The organism is Brumimicrobium oceani, from assembly GCF_003143775.1.
GTDB classification, from domain to species: Bacteria; Bacteroidota; Bacteroidia; order Flavobacteriales_D; family Crocinitomicaceae; genus Brumimicrobium; species Brumimicrobium oceani.
In genome coordinates this window covers 21,256-36,945 of record NZ_QFRJ01000008.1, presented here as the reverse complement: position 1 = coordinate 36,945, position 15,690 = coordinate 21,256, and the positions used below count along the sequence as shown (strand labels likewise).

18 protein-coding genes are annotated in these 15,690 nt (G+C 34.5%); 6 read left to right on the top strand and 12 right to left on the bottom strand.

Going from position 1 to position 15,690, the window contains the following annotated elements; translation table 11 throughout:
• Nucleotides 1-19 precede the first annotated feature (19 nt).
• Complete coding sequence (locus tag DIT68_RS10705; protein ID WP_109359801.1) at nt 20-1,243, top strand: pyridoxal-dependent decarboxylase; 1,224 nt, start codon at nt 20-22, stop codon at nt 1,241-1,243.
• 85 nt (nt 1,244-1,328) lie between these two features.
• Here DIT68_RS10705 and DIT68_RS10700 read toward each other — a convergent pair whose 3' ends face one another.
• Genes DIT68_RS10700 through DIT68_RS10685 form a run of 4 tightly spaced genes read right to left on the bottom strand, consistent with a single transcriptional unit; the run spans nt 1,329 to nt 3,630 of the window.
• Nucleotides 1,329-1,676, bottom strand: coding sequence for a hypothetical protein (locus DIT68_RS10700; RefSeq protein ID WP_109359800.1), 348 nt, complete (start codon nt 1,674-1,676; stop codon nt 1,329-1,331).
• The gene (locus DIT68_RS10695; protein ID WP_109359799.1) at nt 1,676-1,972 is read right to left on the bottom strand and encodes a hypothetical protein; all 297 of its coding nucleotides are present in this window, start codon (nt 1,970-1,972) and stop codon (nt 1,676-1,678) included. The genes DIT68_RS10700 and DIT68_RS10695 overlap by 1 nt, the downstream gene beginning before the upstream one ends.
• 31 nt (nt 1,973-2,003) lie before the next feature.
• The gene (locus tag DIT68_RS10690) at nt 2,004-2,843 is read right to left on the bottom strand and encodes a mechanosensitive ion channel family protein (protein ID WP_109359798.1); all 840 of its coding nucleotides are present in this window, start codon (nt 2,841-2,843) and stop codon (nt 2,004-2,006) included.
• A 7-nt stretch (nt 2,844-2,850) separates the two neighbouring features.
• The gene (locus DIT68_RS10685) at nt 2,851-3,630 is read right to left on the bottom strand and encodes an enoyl-CoA hydratase/isomerase family protein (protein ID WP_109359797.1); all 780 of its coding nucleotides are present in this window, start codon (nt 3,628-3,630) and stop codon (nt 2,851-2,853) included.
• Between the two features lie 247 nt (nt 3,631-3,877).
• Here DIT68_RS10685 and DIT68_RS10680 point away from each other — a divergent pair, with 247 nt between their 5' ends.
• From DIT68_RS10680 to DIT68_RS10655, 5 genes are all read left to right on the top strand, one after another.
• Nucleotides 3,878-4,594, top strand: coding sequence for a ComF family protein (locus DIT68_RS10680; protein WP_158276166.1), 717 nt, complete (start codon nt 3,878-3,880; stop codon nt 4,592-4,594).
• Between the two features lie 313 nt (nt 4,595-4,907).
• Nucleotides 4,908-6,125, top strand: coding sequence for an ergothioneine biosynthesis protein EgtB (egtB, locus tag DIT68_RS10670; protein WP_109359794.1), 1,218 nt, complete (start codon nt 4,908-4,910; stop codon nt 6,123-6,125).
• Between the two features lie 3 nt (nt 6,126-6,128).
• Nucleotides 6,129-6,788 (top strand): aspartate/glutamate racemase family protein, encoded by a 660-nt coding sequence (locus tag DIT68_RS10665; RefSeq protein WP_109359793.1) that lies wholly within the window; start codon nt 6,129-6,131, stop codon nt 6,786-6,788.
• 358 nt (nt 6,789-7,146) lie between these two features.
• Nucleotides 7,147-7,590: a hypothetical protein gene (locus tag DIT68_RS10660; protein WP_109359792.1), complete on the top strand. Its 444-nt coding sequence runs from the start codon at nt 7,147-7,149 to the stop codon at nt 7,588-7,590.
• A 6-nt stretch (nt 7,591-7,596) separates the two neighbouring features.
• Nucleotides 7,597-8,805, top strand: a complete 1,209-nt coding sequence (locus DIT68_RS10655; protein ID WP_109359791.1) for a hypothetical protein — start codon at nt 7,597-7,599, stop codon at nt 8,803-8,805.
• A gap of 382 nt (nt 8,806-9,187) precedes the next feature.
• On the opposite strand, the gene DIT68_RS10650 is transcribed toward DIT68_RS10655, so the two are convergent.
• The 8 genes from DIT68_RS10650 to DIT68_RS10615 form a co-directional block, all read right to left on the bottom strand.
• Entirely contained in the window at nt 9,188-10,600 is a 1,413-nt protein-coding gene (locus tag DIT68_RS10650) for an alkaline phosphatase (protein ID WP_109359790.1), read from the bottom strand.
• A gap of 281 nt (nt 10,601-10,881) precedes the next feature.
• Nucleotides 10,882-11,919 carry an ACR3 family arsenite efflux transporter gene (gene arsB, locus DIT68_RS10645; RefSeq protein ID WP_109359789.1) on the bottom strand — a complete coding sequence of 346 codons (1,038 nt, stop codon included), beginning with the start codon at nt 11,917-11,919 and terminating at the stop codon, nt 10,882-10,884.
• A 1-nt stretch (nt 11,920) separates the two neighbouring features.
• Nucleotides 11,921-12,544 carry a low molecular weight phosphatase family protein gene (locus DIT68_RS10640; RefSeq protein WP_109359788.1) on the bottom strand — a complete coding sequence of 208 codons (624 nt, stop codon included), beginning with the start codon at nt 12,542-12,544 and terminating at the stop codon, nt 11,921-11,923.
• Between the two features lie 233 nt (nt 12,545-12,777).
• The gene (locus DIT68_RS10635; protein WP_109359787.1) at nt 12,778-13,251 is read right to left on the bottom strand and encodes a DUF6428 family protein; all 474 of its coding nucleotides are present in this window, start codon (nt 13,249-13,251) and stop codon (nt 12,778-12,780) included.
• A 77-nt stretch (nt 13,252-13,328) separates the two neighbouring features.
• Entirely contained in the window at nt 13,329-13,694 is a 366-nt protein-coding gene (locus DIT68_RS10630; protein WP_109359905.1) for an ArsR/SmtB family transcription factor, read from the bottom strand.
• Between the two features lie 267 nt (nt 13,695-13,961).
• Nucleotides 13,962-14,486, bottom strand: a complete 525-nt coding sequence (locus DIT68_RS10625) for a YceI family protein (RefSeq protein ID WP_109359786.1) — start codon at nt 14,484-14,486, stop codon at nt 13,962-13,964.
• Between the two features lie 124 nt (nt 14,487-14,610).
• Nucleotides 14,611-15,090, bottom strand: a complete 480-nt coding sequence (locus DIT68_RS10620) for a hypothetical protein (protein WP_109359785.1) — start codon at nt 15,088-15,090, stop codon at nt 14,611-14,613.
• A gap of 24 nt (nt 15,091-15,114) precedes the next feature.
• Nucleotides 15,115-15,564 carry a YdeI/OmpD-associated family protein gene (locus tag DIT68_RS10615; RefSeq protein WP_109359784.1) on the bottom strand — a complete coding sequence of 150 codons (450 nt, stop codon included), beginning with the start codon at nt 15,562-15,564 and terminating at the stop codon, nt 15,115-15,117.
• Nucleotides 15,565-15,690 lie beyond the last annotated feature (126 nt).

Sequence of the window (15,690 nt, the reverse complement as noted above, 5' to 3'; positions counted from 1 at the left end):
AAAAAAATAAGAAAACATCATGTATAAATATTGGGATAAAAAGTCAGAAGAGGAAATCAAAGAAATTGTATTTAGTTCTTTGGCCAAAAACGTGAATTACGATGAACAAAATGTTTTGGGTCTTCCAGCCTCTTATTTAGACAGGAATGTATTTAATCATGATGCTGCATTTTTAAAAGATGCTCCATTTCTTTCCACAATGATTAAAAACCCAAACCATATAGGTTGTCATACTTTGGGGGCTTCTGAATCTTTTTTTGCAGGTACTCAAGAAATTGAGAAAGACTTAATTAAGATTTGCGCTCACGACATTTTAAGTGGTGAGGATGATGAATATGATGGATATGTAGCCTCTGGTGGTACGGAAGCAAATATGCAAGCCATTTGGATTTATCGCAATTACTTTAACCAGGTAAAAGGTTTAAAAAACGAGGAGATTTGTATTTTAACTTCCGACGATAATCATTACTCTATGGATAAAGCAGGAAACATTTTCTGCATATCCGTTCAACACGCAGGAGTTTCGGATAATGGTCGGTTTATTTCGGAGGAAAGCGTTCAAGCGGCCGTAGATATACAGAAAGCTAAGGGGGTGAAAGCTTTTATTGTTGTGGCCAACATGATGACAACGATGTTTGGCTCTGTAGATGAACCAGAATTCTATGCTACAGTTTTAGAAAAAGAAAGTCTTGATTACTTTATTCATGTTGATGGAGCTTATGGCGGTTTTTACTTCCCTTTTGCACAAAAAGAACACCATTTAGACTTCAGAAACTCAAAAATCACATCCGTAACACTTGATGCTCACAAAATGGCGCAAGCACCTTATGGAACAGGTATTTTTGTGATTCGTAAAAATTTGATAAAATATGCAAATACTAAAGAAGCTAGTTATGTTGAAGGAGAAGATTCTACTCTAATTGGTAGTCGATCTGGAGCTAATGCAGTAGCCGTTTGGATGATTTTATCTAAATATGGCCCTTTTGGATGGATGGAAAAAGTCTTCATTCTACAAAAAAGAACCGCCTGGATGTGCGAACAGCTAGACAAGCTAAAAATTAAGTATTATCGTCACCCTTCTTCAAACATTATTACCATTAGAAGTGAATTTATTTCGCCCGAGATTGCTAAAAAATATGGATTGGTTCCTGATAATCATGCTGCTCCAAAATGGAATAAAATTGTAATAATGGATCACGTTACCATTGAAAGATTGAGTGAATTGATTGAAGAGTTGAAATAATAATTGATTGTTGAAATTTTAGTAATTTGAATAACGTATGGACGATTCGCAAATCGTCCATACTGCTCATATTAATAATTTCCAATTATTTTCTTCGCCAAAATATATAAGCAACTCCGCTTATTGCGTAGCAAAGAATATCCCAAGGATCGTAGATGTAAAGCGAACTTTTTTGAGGTAGAATAAATTCAAAAAACACTGAGAACATTACAACACTGAACAGTACCAAGATTGGAGGAAGCTCTAAACTTGGTCTGTTTTTGATTTTTCTGATGCACCAGAGTGTGAAAGTATTCACCAAAAATATACTGAGTAAATCGGCAAGGTAGCTAGAAATTAAAACTGGAAACACTAAGTCCGTTTGTTTTAAGCTGTAATATGAGGCATAAATTAATGCCAATACAATAAAAAGAGGATGAGCAATCGTTTTCATTATCCTGCAGCCATCGAGGCGATATACATTACAATCATCACAATCCCCACATAAAACATCCAAATCCCCATTAAAATATAGTAAAGCACTTTTAGCAAAGGATTCTTAGAGGTGCGCAAATACTCCATTGCCTTCTTTAACTTGGAAGGTGGTTTTGGCGGATTTAATTTATCATATTCCTTCTGCTCAATTTCGTCCTTCTTCTCTTGACTAATAATATAACCACAATGCTCGCATACATTTGTGTCATATGACCATTGTCTACATTGCATACAAAGCGCTTTCTTTTTACTCATGACTTAACAACTTAATATAATAGACAAACAATTAGAGTTTTGGTTCTTCCGCTGGTGTTGCATAAGATATTTCTCTCTTTGGAACAGGAATTTTAATTCCGTGAGCGTCTAATGCTTTTTTGACATTCTCCAATTGAATCCAATACATAGGCCAATATTCTTCTGATTTAACCCAAGATCGTGCGGTGATTTTTAAATTGTATTCTTCAATATTGTCTAACCAGATATCAGGTTCTGGATATTTTAAAACATCAGGATGGACTAACAAAGCCTCCATTACGATTGCTTTTATTTTATCGACATCCTCGTTTAAAGCAACACGAAAATTCAAATCTACTCTTCGTGTATTATTCATGGTTCGGTTATCCACATCGCTATTGGCAACGTTTCCATTCGGCATTGTTACCATTCTTCCATCGTGCGTTTTGATGCGGGTATAGAGAATATCTACTTGCTCGACAACCCCCAGCGTTTTATTTACGTAGATGAGATCTCCCACACGAAAAGGTTTAAAAGCAAGAATCAAAACTCCTCCAGCAAAATTCGCCAGACTTCCTTGCAATGCGAGCCCCACAGCAATTGCTGCACCTCCAAACATAGCAATGAAAGATGTTGTTTCTATTCCTAAAATAATACCCACCGTGGCGAAAAGGACACCGTACAACACGAAAGTTGTCAAGCTTTCAACAAATGTCTTTAAGGAGAGCTCTGTTTTTGTTCTTTTTAGAAAACGCTTCAGTACTTTTTTTAAAATTCTAATAATGAAAACACCAAGAACCAAAGCTACAAGGGCCTTCAAAAAAGTAGGCCCTATGCTCCAAAGAAAATCTAAGAGTTTATCTTTCAATTCTAAAAAAAACTGTTCGTTCATTTAGTGATTACTTCTTTTTGAATGCATTAATTGCGTTGATGGTAAAATCTGAAAGCACAAGTTCGCCACTCATTGCAGCTCTTTCTTGTAGTAATGTATCCCAATTTTCAGTTCCTTCCCAGAAAATCCCTTTCAATAATTTCATTGCTTCTGGGTTGGAAGAAGCTAATTTATGGGCCAAAACATCAATTTCAGCATCCATTTCTTCCACGGTATCAAAAAGCTCTGCGTACAATCCTTTCTCTCTTGCCCAATCTGCTGTTTGCCATTCTGTAGCATTTGTAGCCAACTGACTCATAGCAGAAACACCTACTTTTCTTGCCACTGCTGGTCCTACCACAAAAGGTCCAATTCCTATTGCTAATTCTGATAATTTCACAGATGAAAACTTTGTAGCATAACAATAATCCACTGCCGAAGCAAGTCCTACTCCACCTCCAACAGTTTTTCCTTGCACGCGACCGATAATTAATTTAGGACATTTACGACAAGCGTTAATCACGTTGGCAAAGCCCATAAAAAATTTCTTTCCCGTCTCTAAATCCTTAATTGAAATTAATTCATCAAAACTCGCTCCAGCACAAAAAGCACGATCACCTTCAGATTTTAATACGATAACTTTTGCTTCGTCTTTTTCACCTAACTCTGTAATTGTATCTGCTAATTTTTTCAAAACACGACCCGGTAAAGAATTACTCAACGGGTGATTAAAAACCACTGTTGCAATTCCTTTGTCATTGATTGAATATTTTACATCTCCCTTATTTATCGCGTCTGTTGTGCTCATTTCTTTCTCATTTAAATTTGATTTCCAAAATTAAAGAATTGTCTTTACAATTGATGATTTATAGGTGATAATTGTGAATTGTTAGAGGATTTTGACGAAATGAGATAGGTATTTATTTATAATTCATGAGTTTTAAGCTATTTTTTAAATAAAATGTTCTTATTTTTAGTTCTTTAAACACATTTCAAACTTGTTTTCTTGCACTGAAAAGCCGGACCTTGATATGTACTTAAAAGCATATTTACTAATGAAATCCAAACTTCTAAAAATAGGAAAACAATATTTTGAAGGAATTACTTCCTTGATATTCCCACACTTTTGTGTTGTTTGTGGATCTGAATTAAATCAAAAAACCGAGCACTTATGTTTCTCGTGCGAGGAGGAATTGCACTACACTTACTTCGAAAAATATGAGGATTATTCAATAGCCGACCAAGTATTTTGGGGCAGGCTGAATATTGAAAATGTTTTTGCTTTACTCTATTATGAAGCAGGAACCTCAACAAAAAAGATTCTCCATCACATAAAATACAGCGAAGGGGTTGATTTAGCTCACTTCATGGGCAAAATGCTGGCAAGAAAATTAAAAAACAATCCTAAATTTGCTGATATTGAAGTGCTACTTCCTGTTCCCATTCATTCGAAAAAGAAATTTTCGCGAGGTTACAATCAGAGTTTATTAATTGCAAAAGGCGTTAGTGAAGAGTTAGGCATTCCTATTTTGGATGTTTTGTACAGAAAAAGGCATGATAAATCTCAAACCCGAAAAAGCAAGGAAGAAAGGTACGAGAATGTAAAAGATAAATTCGCCTTGAAAAAAGGTGCACTTCTAGGGGTAAAACATGTCATGATCATTGATGATGTTTTAACAACAGGAGCAACTCTAGAATTTGCTGCAAGGGCCGTATTTGAAGATGACAAAAATGTTAAAGTAAGCTTGGGCACTTTAGCTGTAGCACATTGATGATTTTGAACCAGCATCTCTAGCACCAGCAACAGTTTTACTCTCTCTGCCACCATTCGATTTCGTTTTCTAAAGCATTTTTCAGCATGAAAAAGAGCAGCGAGAATTTCTCCTTTTCTATTTTATTAACCATTTTGAACTTTGATAGGTGGTGATTTTCAGTTACTTTTAAGAATCTTGAATAAAGCAGTGAGTTAAAACTAGAAGATGGAAACGATAATTTAATAGTAAATCCCATCTTATCTCGACATGTGCCAACGGCTATAGAAAGCACTAATTCACCGAAAGTTGATCCTTAAAACACAGAATTACCATGAACATCACAGACAAATTTAAAGCAACTAGAAAACACACAGAAAAATTATGCGAACCCTTAGAAACGGAAGATTACGTAGCTCAAATTGCAACATTCACAAGTCCAACTAAGTGGCATATTGCTCATACAACATGGTTTTTTGAAGAGTTTATTTTGAAACAATTTAAAGAAGAATATCAATTGTTTGATGAGCATTTCAATTTTATTTTCAACAGTTATTATAATAATTCCGGGAAACGAATCAGCAGAGCAAATCGTGGCTATTTAACGCGTCCGACTGTAAAAAGGGTTTTTGAATACCGGAACTATGTGACAGAACAAATGGTTGAATTCTTATCTCAAAATCCAAGTGAAAAGGTTTTGGAATTGTTAGAGTTAGGAATTAATCACGAAGAGCAACACCAAGAATTATTGATTACTGATTTGAAATTCATGTTTGCCAGCAACCCACTCTATCCCGTTTATGATGCTAATTTCAATATTATAAATAGTCAAAATACTGATTCAGGCTTTGCTGCTATTAAAGAAGGAGTGTACGAAATTGGACATCAAGGAGATGATTTCTGTTATGACAATGAATTGGGACGACACAAAGTTTATCTCAACGATTTTGAAATCAGTAAATCTCTCGTCACCAACGGAGAGTTCATTGAATTTATAGAAGCAGGTGGATATGAAGATTTTAATTTATGGCTAGAAGAAGGATTACATTGGAAGGCCAAAAAGGAAGTTAATTCTCCATTATACTGGAAAAAAATAGACGGTGAATGGCATCATTTCACACTTTCGGGTTTGCAAAAAGTTAATCCTGATTCTCTTTTAACGCACATCAGTTATTACGAAGCCTATGCTTATGCAGAATGGAAAAACATGCGTTTACCAAATGAATTTGAATGGGAAATTGCATCAGAAAAATTTGATTGGGGAAAACGATGGGAATGGACAAACAGTTCCTATTTAGCTTATCCAAATTTCAAGAAATCAGAAGGAATTGCAAAAAGTTTTATCGTGAGTCAAACTGAGCAAGTTGTTTATATTGAAAAACTTGACAAGACATTTCATTTTAAAAAAGGTGAAAAAATCGCAACAGAAATTTCAAGAAAATACAATGATAAAATTATTCAAAATTTAATTGAGAAAACTAATTTTTCTGTTATTTCAAAACTCACAGATAGCAAAGACTATTTCGCTAATTACATTTTAAATCGCAATTAAAATATGGCGTCAAATAAACTTGGGATTTTAGGATTAGGAAGTTATTCTACTCTTTTTTACATTAAAGAATTGAATGCGCTTTACAATAAAAAACATGGTGGATTTAGCACTTTTCCGTTTAAAATGTTGAATGCCAATTTTGATGAAATCAATAATTTATTGCCTAATACTTCCGACGAGTTAGATAAAATTGTAAAGACCTATTTGGAGGAGTTAATTGCTTTGGGAGTCAGTTCTATTTTAGTTCCCAATATTACTTTACATGAAACGATAGACAGCTTAGAATTAGCAATCAAAATCATTCATCCTATTGATTTGACATTAACTGAAATTCAAAAATCTCAGCACAAAAAAGCGATGATATTTGGAACAAAATTCACAATGGAATCGGATTATATAAAGTCAAAATTAGAAGAAAACCATATTGAAATACTGACCCCATCAATTGAAGAAATCATCTTTATCGACCATGTGAGAAAACAAGTTTATCAAAATTTAGAAACAGAAGAAATGCTTCTTGAGTTTAATCAAATTGTTGCTAAATATTCGAAAGAAAATGCAGTTGTAATTGCCTGTACGGAATTGTCTGTTGCATTATCAAAACAAGGTAAAAATGTCTTTGATATGGCGAGAATACAGATAGAAAGTGCGGTGAATTTGTAATTATAACGCTTTTGTCATTAGCCGTCTTGATAATTCTTCCTTTTTATTATTATCAATCGCATCGCATAATTGAATGTATTGTTCCAATTTAAGCATGTTCGTATTCTGGCAAAACCTTGCGCTGTATTGGGACGCGGATGACGCTGATCTTCGAACGCGGATTTACACGGATTTATTTTACTTTATAGCATTGCTAAAAATATCCGTGATTATCTGCGTTGCCTTCGCATCCGTGTCATTCGCGTTCCGTCATGAGCACCACCGAGCGACTTAACCGCACATTGGCTCCCCGATTCATAATTGATTATGAACCATTTCCATTCTGAAATGTACATCGAGAAAACAAAAACATTTTATCATGAAGAAATACATTTTAATTCCCTTTTTATTTTTTGGATTATTAGCGCAATCTCAAACCAAAATCATCGCACATAAAAGTCACAGCGGATCAGTAAAATCCTTTTCAAAAGCTTACAAAAACAATCTTTTTACAATCAACAATTCAAATTTTGGGAATCCATATATTCCGCCAACGGTAATGTTGGATTCTGTAATTTCAATAAATGATTCAACAACCATTTTAGTACACAGAACTGCAAATTTTTGTCTTGCTACCCGACGGGTAAATTTTGAAGATTTAGATGAATCTAGTTACACTTTAAAGAGAGACACTTTATATAATCACAGCTTTTTGAACAGAGAGAATTCCTTAAAATTTATAAAATCTATACACAAAAATGAATATCCAATTCACTTTTCCAATAAGGTAAATGAAGTTGAATTTATTGGTTTTAAAAAGTAATCAAGAATGAGAAAATCGATTGCTTTTCTTTATTCTTCCCTCTTAATATTCGGAGTTTTAGGAGTCGTTTTCATTCCTTTTTCATTCAGAAATTGGAGTTTTCAATCCGATATAACTCGATTTTTATTTGAAGATATAATTCTAGAAGTAGCTAATTCCTTTGATGGAATTAAAGTCAGCAATCCAGAAATATCATCAGATTCTACGACCTTTTATATGTTGTTTCTGGTGTTGATTTTATTGGCGGTATTTCTAAATTCTATTCTACAATTTTTAAGATTATGGAAGAATAATCAGCAAAAAATCATCACTGTTTTTCAATTGGTTTTAGCTTATTATCTCGCTTTAATCATGTTGAAATACGGTTTCGATAAGATTTTTAAAGCCCAGTTTTATCTTCCAGAACCCAATACCTTATTTACTCCGCTTGGAATGTTAGACAAAGACATTTTGTATTGGAGCACAATTGGTTCTTCACATTCCTACAACGTGTTTATTGGATTATTAGAAGTTATTCCTGCATTCATGTTGCTCTTCAAAAAAACGAGAATTCTTGGACTTTTTATTCTTTCAGGTGTTTTACTCAATGTGCTTTTTGTTAATCTCGGATTCGACATTTCGGTCAAATTATTTTCTACTTTTTTACTGTTGATCACCTTGATTTTATTGGTGCCATCTTTAAAAAACGTCATTCAGTTTTTTGTCTTGAATAAAATGATTTCTCTTCCCTATTTTACTAAAGAGAATCTTATCAATTCTAAAGTTATACGATTCTCGATAAAAGGAATTATTGTTTTGTTTATCATCAGTGAATCGCTTTTTCCTTATATTCAAACTGGAAATTATAACGATGATAAAGTGCCAAGAATTTCAATGCACGGAGCTTATGAAATATTAAAAAGTCAACCCGATGGAATTCTAGAAAACTTAAATATTAAAAGATTTTTTATTCACCGACAAGGCTATTTTATTTTTCAATATGAAGACGATTCCATGGAGGATTTTCATTTAGAAATTCAACAAAACAAACTCATTTTGACCAATTATGATGAAGAAGAAATTGAATTAGAATACAGTTATTCTGATGCTTCAAAAACATTAGAAATTAAATCAAAAGAACTTGGCTGGACGATTCATGGTAAAGAACTCAATTGGCGAGAATTGCCTTTAATGCAACCGCTTTTTCATTGGACGGTGGATGGAATTTCAGAGTGAGAAAGAATGTGACAGCGGAGGAAAAGAGATTAAATGAATAGGATCAAAAAGAAATATTTGATGTTTACAGTGAGAAAATGATGAACAGCGAAAATTCAGAATATGCAATTGGTTTACTCAAAAGAGTTGATAGAATTAAGACCCTAATAAATCCGTGATTATCCGCGCTGCCCTGGCATCCGTGTCATCTGCGTTCCGTCATGAGCCACAACAAACCACACGCATTATTGGCACGCGGATGACGCTGATCTTCGAACGCGGATTTAACACGGATTTTTCCATAGTATTTTTAATCAGAATGCATATCGCTATTTAGGGAAGCACACAATTAACTTCGTTGAGGGCTTCGCCGTTCGTAATTCTCTCATTCGTATTCCGATAATTATCGGAACGTAATTCCGACAGATTTCAACATCATATTATGTAAAAATGTATTCTTTATAAAAGGCGTTAACAATTCACTTCCTGGTCCAAAAGCAGCACATTCTACAAAATCAGCGGAGTGACTCATATCTCCAAAGCCTACATTGGTGTATTTTTTATGAATCAAACCATATTTCTCATAGGGCATTTTGTTGTAGTCTTGGAGTTCTTCCTCGTTTAATCCTTCCACGTGATTCAAAATAATTTTCACCTCATCATCAGAAATGGCAAAACCCTGACCAAATTCAATTAATTCTTTCAGTTGATTTGGTTTTAAGTTTGCATGAAGATTTTGCATTACCCAAGTATTACTTTTCTTCATCGTTTGGTAGCGCGCAAAATTCTCATCGGCTTTTCTTCCTTTAAACAAACCCGGATTCGCATTTCCATGATCTGTGGTTACGATTATTAAAGTATTCTTGTCTTCAATTGCGAAATCTAAAGCAACTTTTAGTGCTTCGTCAAATGCGATTTGATCGTAAATTAGTCCTGGAGCATCATTCGCATGCGCTGCCCAATCCACTTTTCCTCCTTCGACTTGCAATACAAATCCTTGAGAATTATCTTTCATTTTGTTGATGGCAACAGAAGTCATTTCGGCTAAAGTTGGAACAGTATTTTGTAATTCTTTATCATTTTTCTGGTCAATTGTATATGGCAAAGGATCATCAGAAAAAACGCCTAAAAGTGGAGATTCTGAATTTGAAACTGCATTCAACTGAGATTTTGATTTCACTACATCATAACCTGCCGAAGCGAAACCTCCGTAAACATCCTTTTTATCTTTTCGCTTGTCGGCTGAGAAATATTGATCTCCACCTCCCATCATGACATCAAATTTTAAGTCCAAATATTGTTCTGCGATTTCTGGTTGATTCCTTCTGCTTTTGTTATTCACACAAAAAGAAGCTGGTGTTGCATGAGTAATTGGAACCGTTGTTACGCAACCTACCTTTTTACCCTCGTTTTTAAACTTCTGTAAAATTGGTGTGTACTTTTCTCCATTTGCTCCCATGTTCAAAGCACCATTTGGAACACGAACTCCACCTCCCCAAGCTGAACCTCCTGCTGCCGAATCTGTAACCAAAGAATCCGCAGAAGCGGTGTCCATCATGGCTCTTTTGAATCGGCCGTTTTTGTAATTCTCAATCCAAGTCGTGTGTTTTCCTGTGGTTGACATCAAATGCATATCCGCCATGGTTAACGTTCCGATACTCATTCCGTCGGACACTAAAAAGATAATGTTTTTGGCTTCATCGTTAAGGTCTTCGAGCAATAAAGAAGTGTTATCGTCCGAAGAAAATAACAGTGGAGACAATGCTAAGCCTGCTGCAGTTAAAGAGGAGTTTCGAAAGAAGTCGCGACGTTTCATGTTTGGGAGTTTTCGTTTTGGGGTAAAGATAGAAAATTACGCAGAGTTACGCGGAGGAGCGGAGATTCGCAGAGAAAAAGAAGGGAAATAAGAAGAAAGAACGAAAGGAAAACTGCTTAGAGGTTCGAAGAGAGCACCTTCGGCACTTGATTTTATTTCACAGAGAAAAAAGCAGAGCTTTCACACTTATGCTGTGCTTGCTGACATAAAGGTTCACCGCGAAAAAGAAAAGTTAAAACAAGTTGAGGATCCGCATAGATTGTATAGCTAAAACCAAGTTCCTAGGCTTGAATTACTTTAAACCTCTTCTTCATCCACAAGGAAACTTTTACCAATAATATCAATACTGGAACTTCCACCAGCGGACCAATAACTCCTGCGAAAGCTTGACCTGAATTGAGTCCAAACACTGCGATGGAAACTGCTATTGCTAATTCAAAGTTATTTCCTGCTGCGGTAAATGCCACGGAAGCGGTTTTATCGTAGGAAGTACCCATGGCTTTTGTGAAGAAAAAGCTAATGAAAAACATCAAGGTAAAATACAATAATAATGGAACAGCGATGATCACAACATCCATTGGTATTTCAACGATTAGTTCTCCTTTGAGGGAAAACATGATGACGATTGTAAACAATAAAGCAATCAAAGTTAAAGGTGAAATTGCAGGAATAAATTTCTCTGTAAACCACTTCTCTCCTTTTTGCTTGATGAGAATTTGTCGACTTAAAATCCCCATTAAGAATGGAATTCCTAAGTAAATGGCAACACTTTCAGCGATTGTAGCAATTGAAATGTCAATAATTGCACCTTCGAATCCGAAATATGGAGGAAGGATTGTAATAAAAAGCCATGCATAAAAGCTGTAAGCAAATACTTGGAAAATGCTGTTTAGTGCAACTAATCCAGCACCATATTCGCTGCTCCCTTCTGCAAGATCGTTCCAAACCATGACCATTGCAATACATCTTGCGAGTCCAATCAAGATAATTCCGACCATATATTCTGGATAATCTCTCAAGAATATAATTGCCAGAGTGAACATCAAAATGGGTCCGACAATCCAATTTAAAAAAAGGGAAATAGAAAGAATCTTGGTGTTCCGAAATACTTTTGGAAGAAGTCTATAATTCACTTTCGCTAAAGGTGGATACATCATCACAATTAATCCGATTGCAATAGGAATATTGGTTGTACCGCTACTTAGAGAATTTACAAAATCTGGAAATGTAGGTACGAAATAACCGATTCCAACTCCAATTGCCATTGCTACAAAAATCCATAGTGTTAGATTTCTGTCTAAAAAACTCATGCTTTTCATCTTACTTCGTTTGTTTGATTTGACCGAATACATATTTCATTTCGGTTGCAATTTGTACACTTGTTTTATTGTATTCCTCCATTTTTTCTGGAGAATTATCAAATGCTTTTGGATCTAAATAATGAATTGGAACACGTTTTTCGGCACCAAAAACTACCGGGCAATCGCCATCTGCCTCAGAGCATGTCATCACGGCACAAAATGAATCTTTTGGGTTTGAAGTATCATCCCATCGCTTTGAAAAACCAATAATTGAAGATTGACTTTCAGAGTATTTTATAGCATACTTTGGATTTTCCGAGGAAGTCATCGTGCAAATATTAAATCCAGAATTCTTCAAAGTTTCAATCACAGCAGGAAATACAGCAGTTGCTTCTGTTCCTCCAGAATAACAAAGCACGTTTGGAACACTAAAGTAATGCCCAGCCGTTTGCGCCCAAATTTGAGCTAAATGACTTCTTCTAGAATTGTGCGTGCAGATAAAGTTGAGGTTTATCACTTCATTTTTATTCTGCTTCATTTGAATGAAGTCAATAAGTGGTTGAAGAATTTGTTTTCTTTCTTCGTTTACGGTGGACACATCTAATTGTGTCACGAAATCCGTTATTTTTTCAAATAGTTTCATTTTACTTGCTATAAAATTCTAATTCACTTGATTTTAATTTCTGATGTATTATCCTCCCTCTGTGTCTCCCTCCAAAGGGAGAGGTGCTCCGAACCATCTTTTTCCGAGAAACTATGATTATATATTTTTTTTGAGTATTTCTAGCTAAAAAAAATTAATGGGGGTTTCAAGATAAAAGCAATCATCAATTGATCTAGCCTCACTACTCAAAATTCCCTACTCAAAACTGATTTCTAGCAGCATCCTCTACCTGGAGTACAAACTTCAGCTTCATTTTTCCCTAAATCCATCATTTGTAATTTTGATTTTTCTTCAGGAATACCACATTTATCTGGAGCTAGACAATCTGTTTGTTTTGTCGTCAACAAGAAGTTTTTCCCATCAAATTCTAAAGCAAATTTCTCGATAGTTTGACCTTGATATTCTACTTCGATTTCTTGGTCTTTTAATTCCAATACTTTTTCTGACAATTCTATAATGTTCAACAATTTCCCTGGATGCAATCTGTGATCGTAATCATCGGCATTCCACAATTGGAAATTAATTACTTCTTCGTTTCTCACTGTTCCACCACAATCGATAAAGTTTTTGGTGATTTTCCCTACTTCTGTAACGTGAAAATGATTAGGAACTAATTCTCCATTTGGCAATTGAAATGCAATTGTTTTCAAGTTTGTTAAAGCTGTTTTTACTTCTGATAATTTCATTTTATTAATTTTTAGTTACATTTACTTCATCGTGATTTTACGATGAATTGTTTCAAATTTTTTTCTTTTCGTTTATACTAACAACAATCAGTTTTTATCAAGCTATCGCGAGCTTGTAACTCTTGGTCTTGATTAAAAAATTCTCCTAACAACTGTTTCATTTTAGTCCAATTCTCATTATTGATACAATAGCAAACGCTAGTTCCTTCCACGGAACCTTGAATAAGACCAATTTTCTTTAATTCTTTGAGGTGTTGAGAAATTGTAGATTGTGCTAAACCGATTTCATCGACGATATCACCACAAACACAAGATTTCGTTTCAAATAAATACTGTAATATTTTCACTCTCGCCGGATGACCGAGTGCTTTTGCAAACAAAGCAATCTGATTTTGCTCTTCGGTGAATCTATTTTCTTTCGTTGCTGTTGTCTTTACCTCCATATCAATCGCAAAATTACGATTAATGATTTGATTGGCAATGTACTTTTTAATAAAAGTATATTTCATCAAATCCTCCCCCCAGCCCCCTCCAAAGGGGGAGACGTTAATAATCAATTATTTACTATTAAAAAAAAAGCTTTTAGCCAATCTATTATAGTTATTCTCTCGGGGTTAAAATAAGGTAATAGATCTCATTAAACCAAAAAAGGTGGATTCGTCTAAGACAAACCCACCTTTCTTAAAAAATATATGTACTAATCTATTGTACTATTGTTTTACAAACTGAACGTTGGCAATCAATTTCACTTTATCACTTACAACAATACTTCCCGCTTCAGTAACAGCACTCCAAGTTAAGTTAAAGTCTTTTCTGTTGATTGTTGCTTCCATATCGAAACCAGCTTTTGTTTGACCGTAAGGATCTACAGCTACTCCGTTGAAATCTACGTCCATTGTAATTTCTTTGGTTACGTCTCTGATTGTTAAATTTCCTTTCATTTTTTCTCCATCAAAAGATGTTGATTCGAAAGTTAATTTTGGAAATTCCTCTGCGTTAAAAAAGTCATCAGACTTCAAGTGCGCATCTCTGTCTTTGTTGTTTGTGTTAATTGAGTCAATCTCTGCATTAAATTTGAATGATGCATCTTTGAAAGTATCGTCAGCTGCTTCAACGCTAGCATCAAATTTTCCGAAGCTACCTGTTACAGTAGAAATCATCATGTGTTTTACTTTAAAGTTGATTTCAGAGTGAGTTAAATCAATGTTCCATTTTGCTTTTTCTGTTGTTCCCATTTTTTTATGTTTTAGTTAATTATGTTTTTATTTTGATACAAAGATAAGGACAACATAAAGCCTGTGCATTGATGTATGATAAGAAATGGGAAATAGAGAAAATAGATGTTTGGAAATAACGAAATCAAATTGAATAAGTCCTCGGTTTATACGCTGCAATTGGAATCATCAATCTCGAACTCAAATCATCAGCTAACGATTCAATGTATTCATGGTTTTCTGATGAGGCTATGTAAAATCTCTGGGTGTGACTTTCATCCATGAAATATAATTCACTAAATCCTCCTTTGATTTTTAAACTTGAGGTAAGCATCGTCCCTGAAGTTGATTTCACTCCATGTTTTACTAAAATAACCAGATCAATTTTGTCAGTAATTTCTTTCCAATCTCCAGTTTTCCATATAAATAATTGGCTATACTTACGGTATTTTCTGTTTTTGAAATCAAATTCCACTCCTTTTGATTTCCCCCAGATTATGGACACAAAAACAAATCCAATGGAAAACCATGCACTGAATCCTAAAGAAAACAATAATATTAGGATCAATAAAACGATTCCTAAAATGATGTTTAATCTGAAAAGCTCTTTATTTCTTATGGTCATTCTGGGGTAAAATTGGTTTACTACTTACCTAAACTGTTTTGGTTTCAAATTATTGCCAGCATTTTCAGCGATTTCCATAACTCTCTTCTGCCGAGTTTCTTTCTTTTTAGCTGAAATAACCCAGTACAATAATATCTTCTTGGCTGAATTGCTTAAACCATCATAAAATTCCTGTGCTCCTTCGAAATTTGAAAATTCTTCGGCTAAATCTTCTGGAAGAATCAATGCTTCAACACTATCCAAAAATGTCCAAGAACCATTTTCTTTCGCAACTTCAATGCTTTTAAATCCTGCATCCCGCATCAGTCCTTGGTCAATTAAGGCCTTTACTTTCTCTTTGTTTACACGAGACCAGTTACTTTTAGCTTTTCGCTTGCTAAAACATTGTATAAAACTTTCTTTGTCAATCGTCTTTTTCGTGCTGTCAATCCACCCAAAACATAGTGCTTCATCTACTGATTCACTCCAACCCAAATTATACTTCTAAAAATTGGACTTTCTATTTTTAAAAACAAGCTGTTTTGTCAAACAGAAACACTTTTAAGCTTCTGATTTGCTGAGATAATGCGTTTTTAAGTATTGATTTTGACAATAGCTGTT

Excerpts from the sequence above, each read along its gene's own strand:
- DIT68_RS10705 (WP_109359801.1), top strand. The coding sequence starts at position 20 with ATGTATAAATATTGGGATAAAAAGTCAGAAGAGGAAATCAAAGAAATT.
- DIT68_RS10700 (WP_109359800.1), bottom strand. The coding sequence starts at position 1,676 with ATGAAAACGATTGCTCATCCTCTTTTTATTGTATTGGCATTAATTTAT.
- DIT68_RS10695 (WP_109359799.1), bottom strand. The coding sequence starts at position 1,972 with ATGAGTAAAAAGAAAGCGCTTTGTATGCAATGTAGACAATGGTCATAT.
- DIT68_RS10690 (WP_109359798.1), bottom strand. The coding sequence starts at position 2,843 with ATGAACGAACAGTTTTTTTTAGAATTGAAAGATAAACTCTTAGATTTT.
- DIT68_RS10685 (WP_109359797.1), bottom strand. The coding sequence starts at position 3,630 with ATGAGCACAACAGACGCGATAAATAAGGGAGATGTAAAATATTCAATC.
- DIT68_RS10680 (WP_158276166.1), top strand. The coding sequence starts at position 3,878 with ATGAAATCCAAACTTCTAAAAATAGGAAAACAATATTTTGAAGGAATT.
- egtB (WP_109359794.1), top strand. The coding sequence starts at position 4,908 with ATGAACATCACAGACAAATTTAAAGCAACTAGAAAACACACAGAAAAA.
- DIT68_RS10665 (WP_109359793.1), top strand. The coding sequence starts at position 6,129 with ATGGCGTCAAATAAACTTGGGATTTTAGGATTAGGAAGTTATTCTACT.
- DIT68_RS10660 (WP_109359792.1), top strand. The coding sequence starts at position 7,147 with ATGAAGAAATACATTTTAATTCCCTTTTTATTTTTTGGATTATTAGCG.
- DIT68_RS10655 (WP_109359791.1), top strand. The coding sequence starts at position 7,597 with ATGAGAAAATCGATTGCTTTTCTTTATTCTTCCCTCTTAATATTCGGA.
- DIT68_RS10650 (WP_109359790.1), bottom strand. The coding sequence starts at position 10,600 with ATGAAACGTCGCGACTTCTTTCGAAACTCCTCTTTAACTGCAGCAGGC.
- arsB (WP_109359789.1), bottom strand. The coding sequence starts at position 11,919 with ATGAAAAGCATGAGTTTTTTAGACAGAAATCTAACACTATGGATTTTT.
- DIT68_RS10640 (WP_109359788.1), bottom strand. The coding sequence starts at position 12,544 with ATGAAACTATTTGAAAAAATAACGGATTTCGTGACACAATTAGATGTG.
- DIT68_RS10635 (WP_109359787.1), bottom strand. The coding sequence starts at position 13,251 with ATGAAATTATCAGAAGTAAAAACAGCTTTAACAAACTTGAAAACAATT.
- DIT68_RS10630 (WP_109359905.1), bottom strand. The coding sequence starts at position 13,694 with ATGGAGGTAAAGACAACAGCAACGAAAGAAAATAGATTCACCGAAGAG.
- DIT68_RS10625 (WP_109359786.1), bottom strand. The coding sequence starts at position 14,486 with ATGGGAACAACAGAAAAAGCAAAATGGAACATTGATTTAACTCACTCT.
- DIT68_RS10620 (WP_109359785.1), bottom strand. The coding sequence starts at position 15,090 with ATGACCATAAGAAATAAAGAGCTTTTCAGATTAAACATCATTTTAGGA.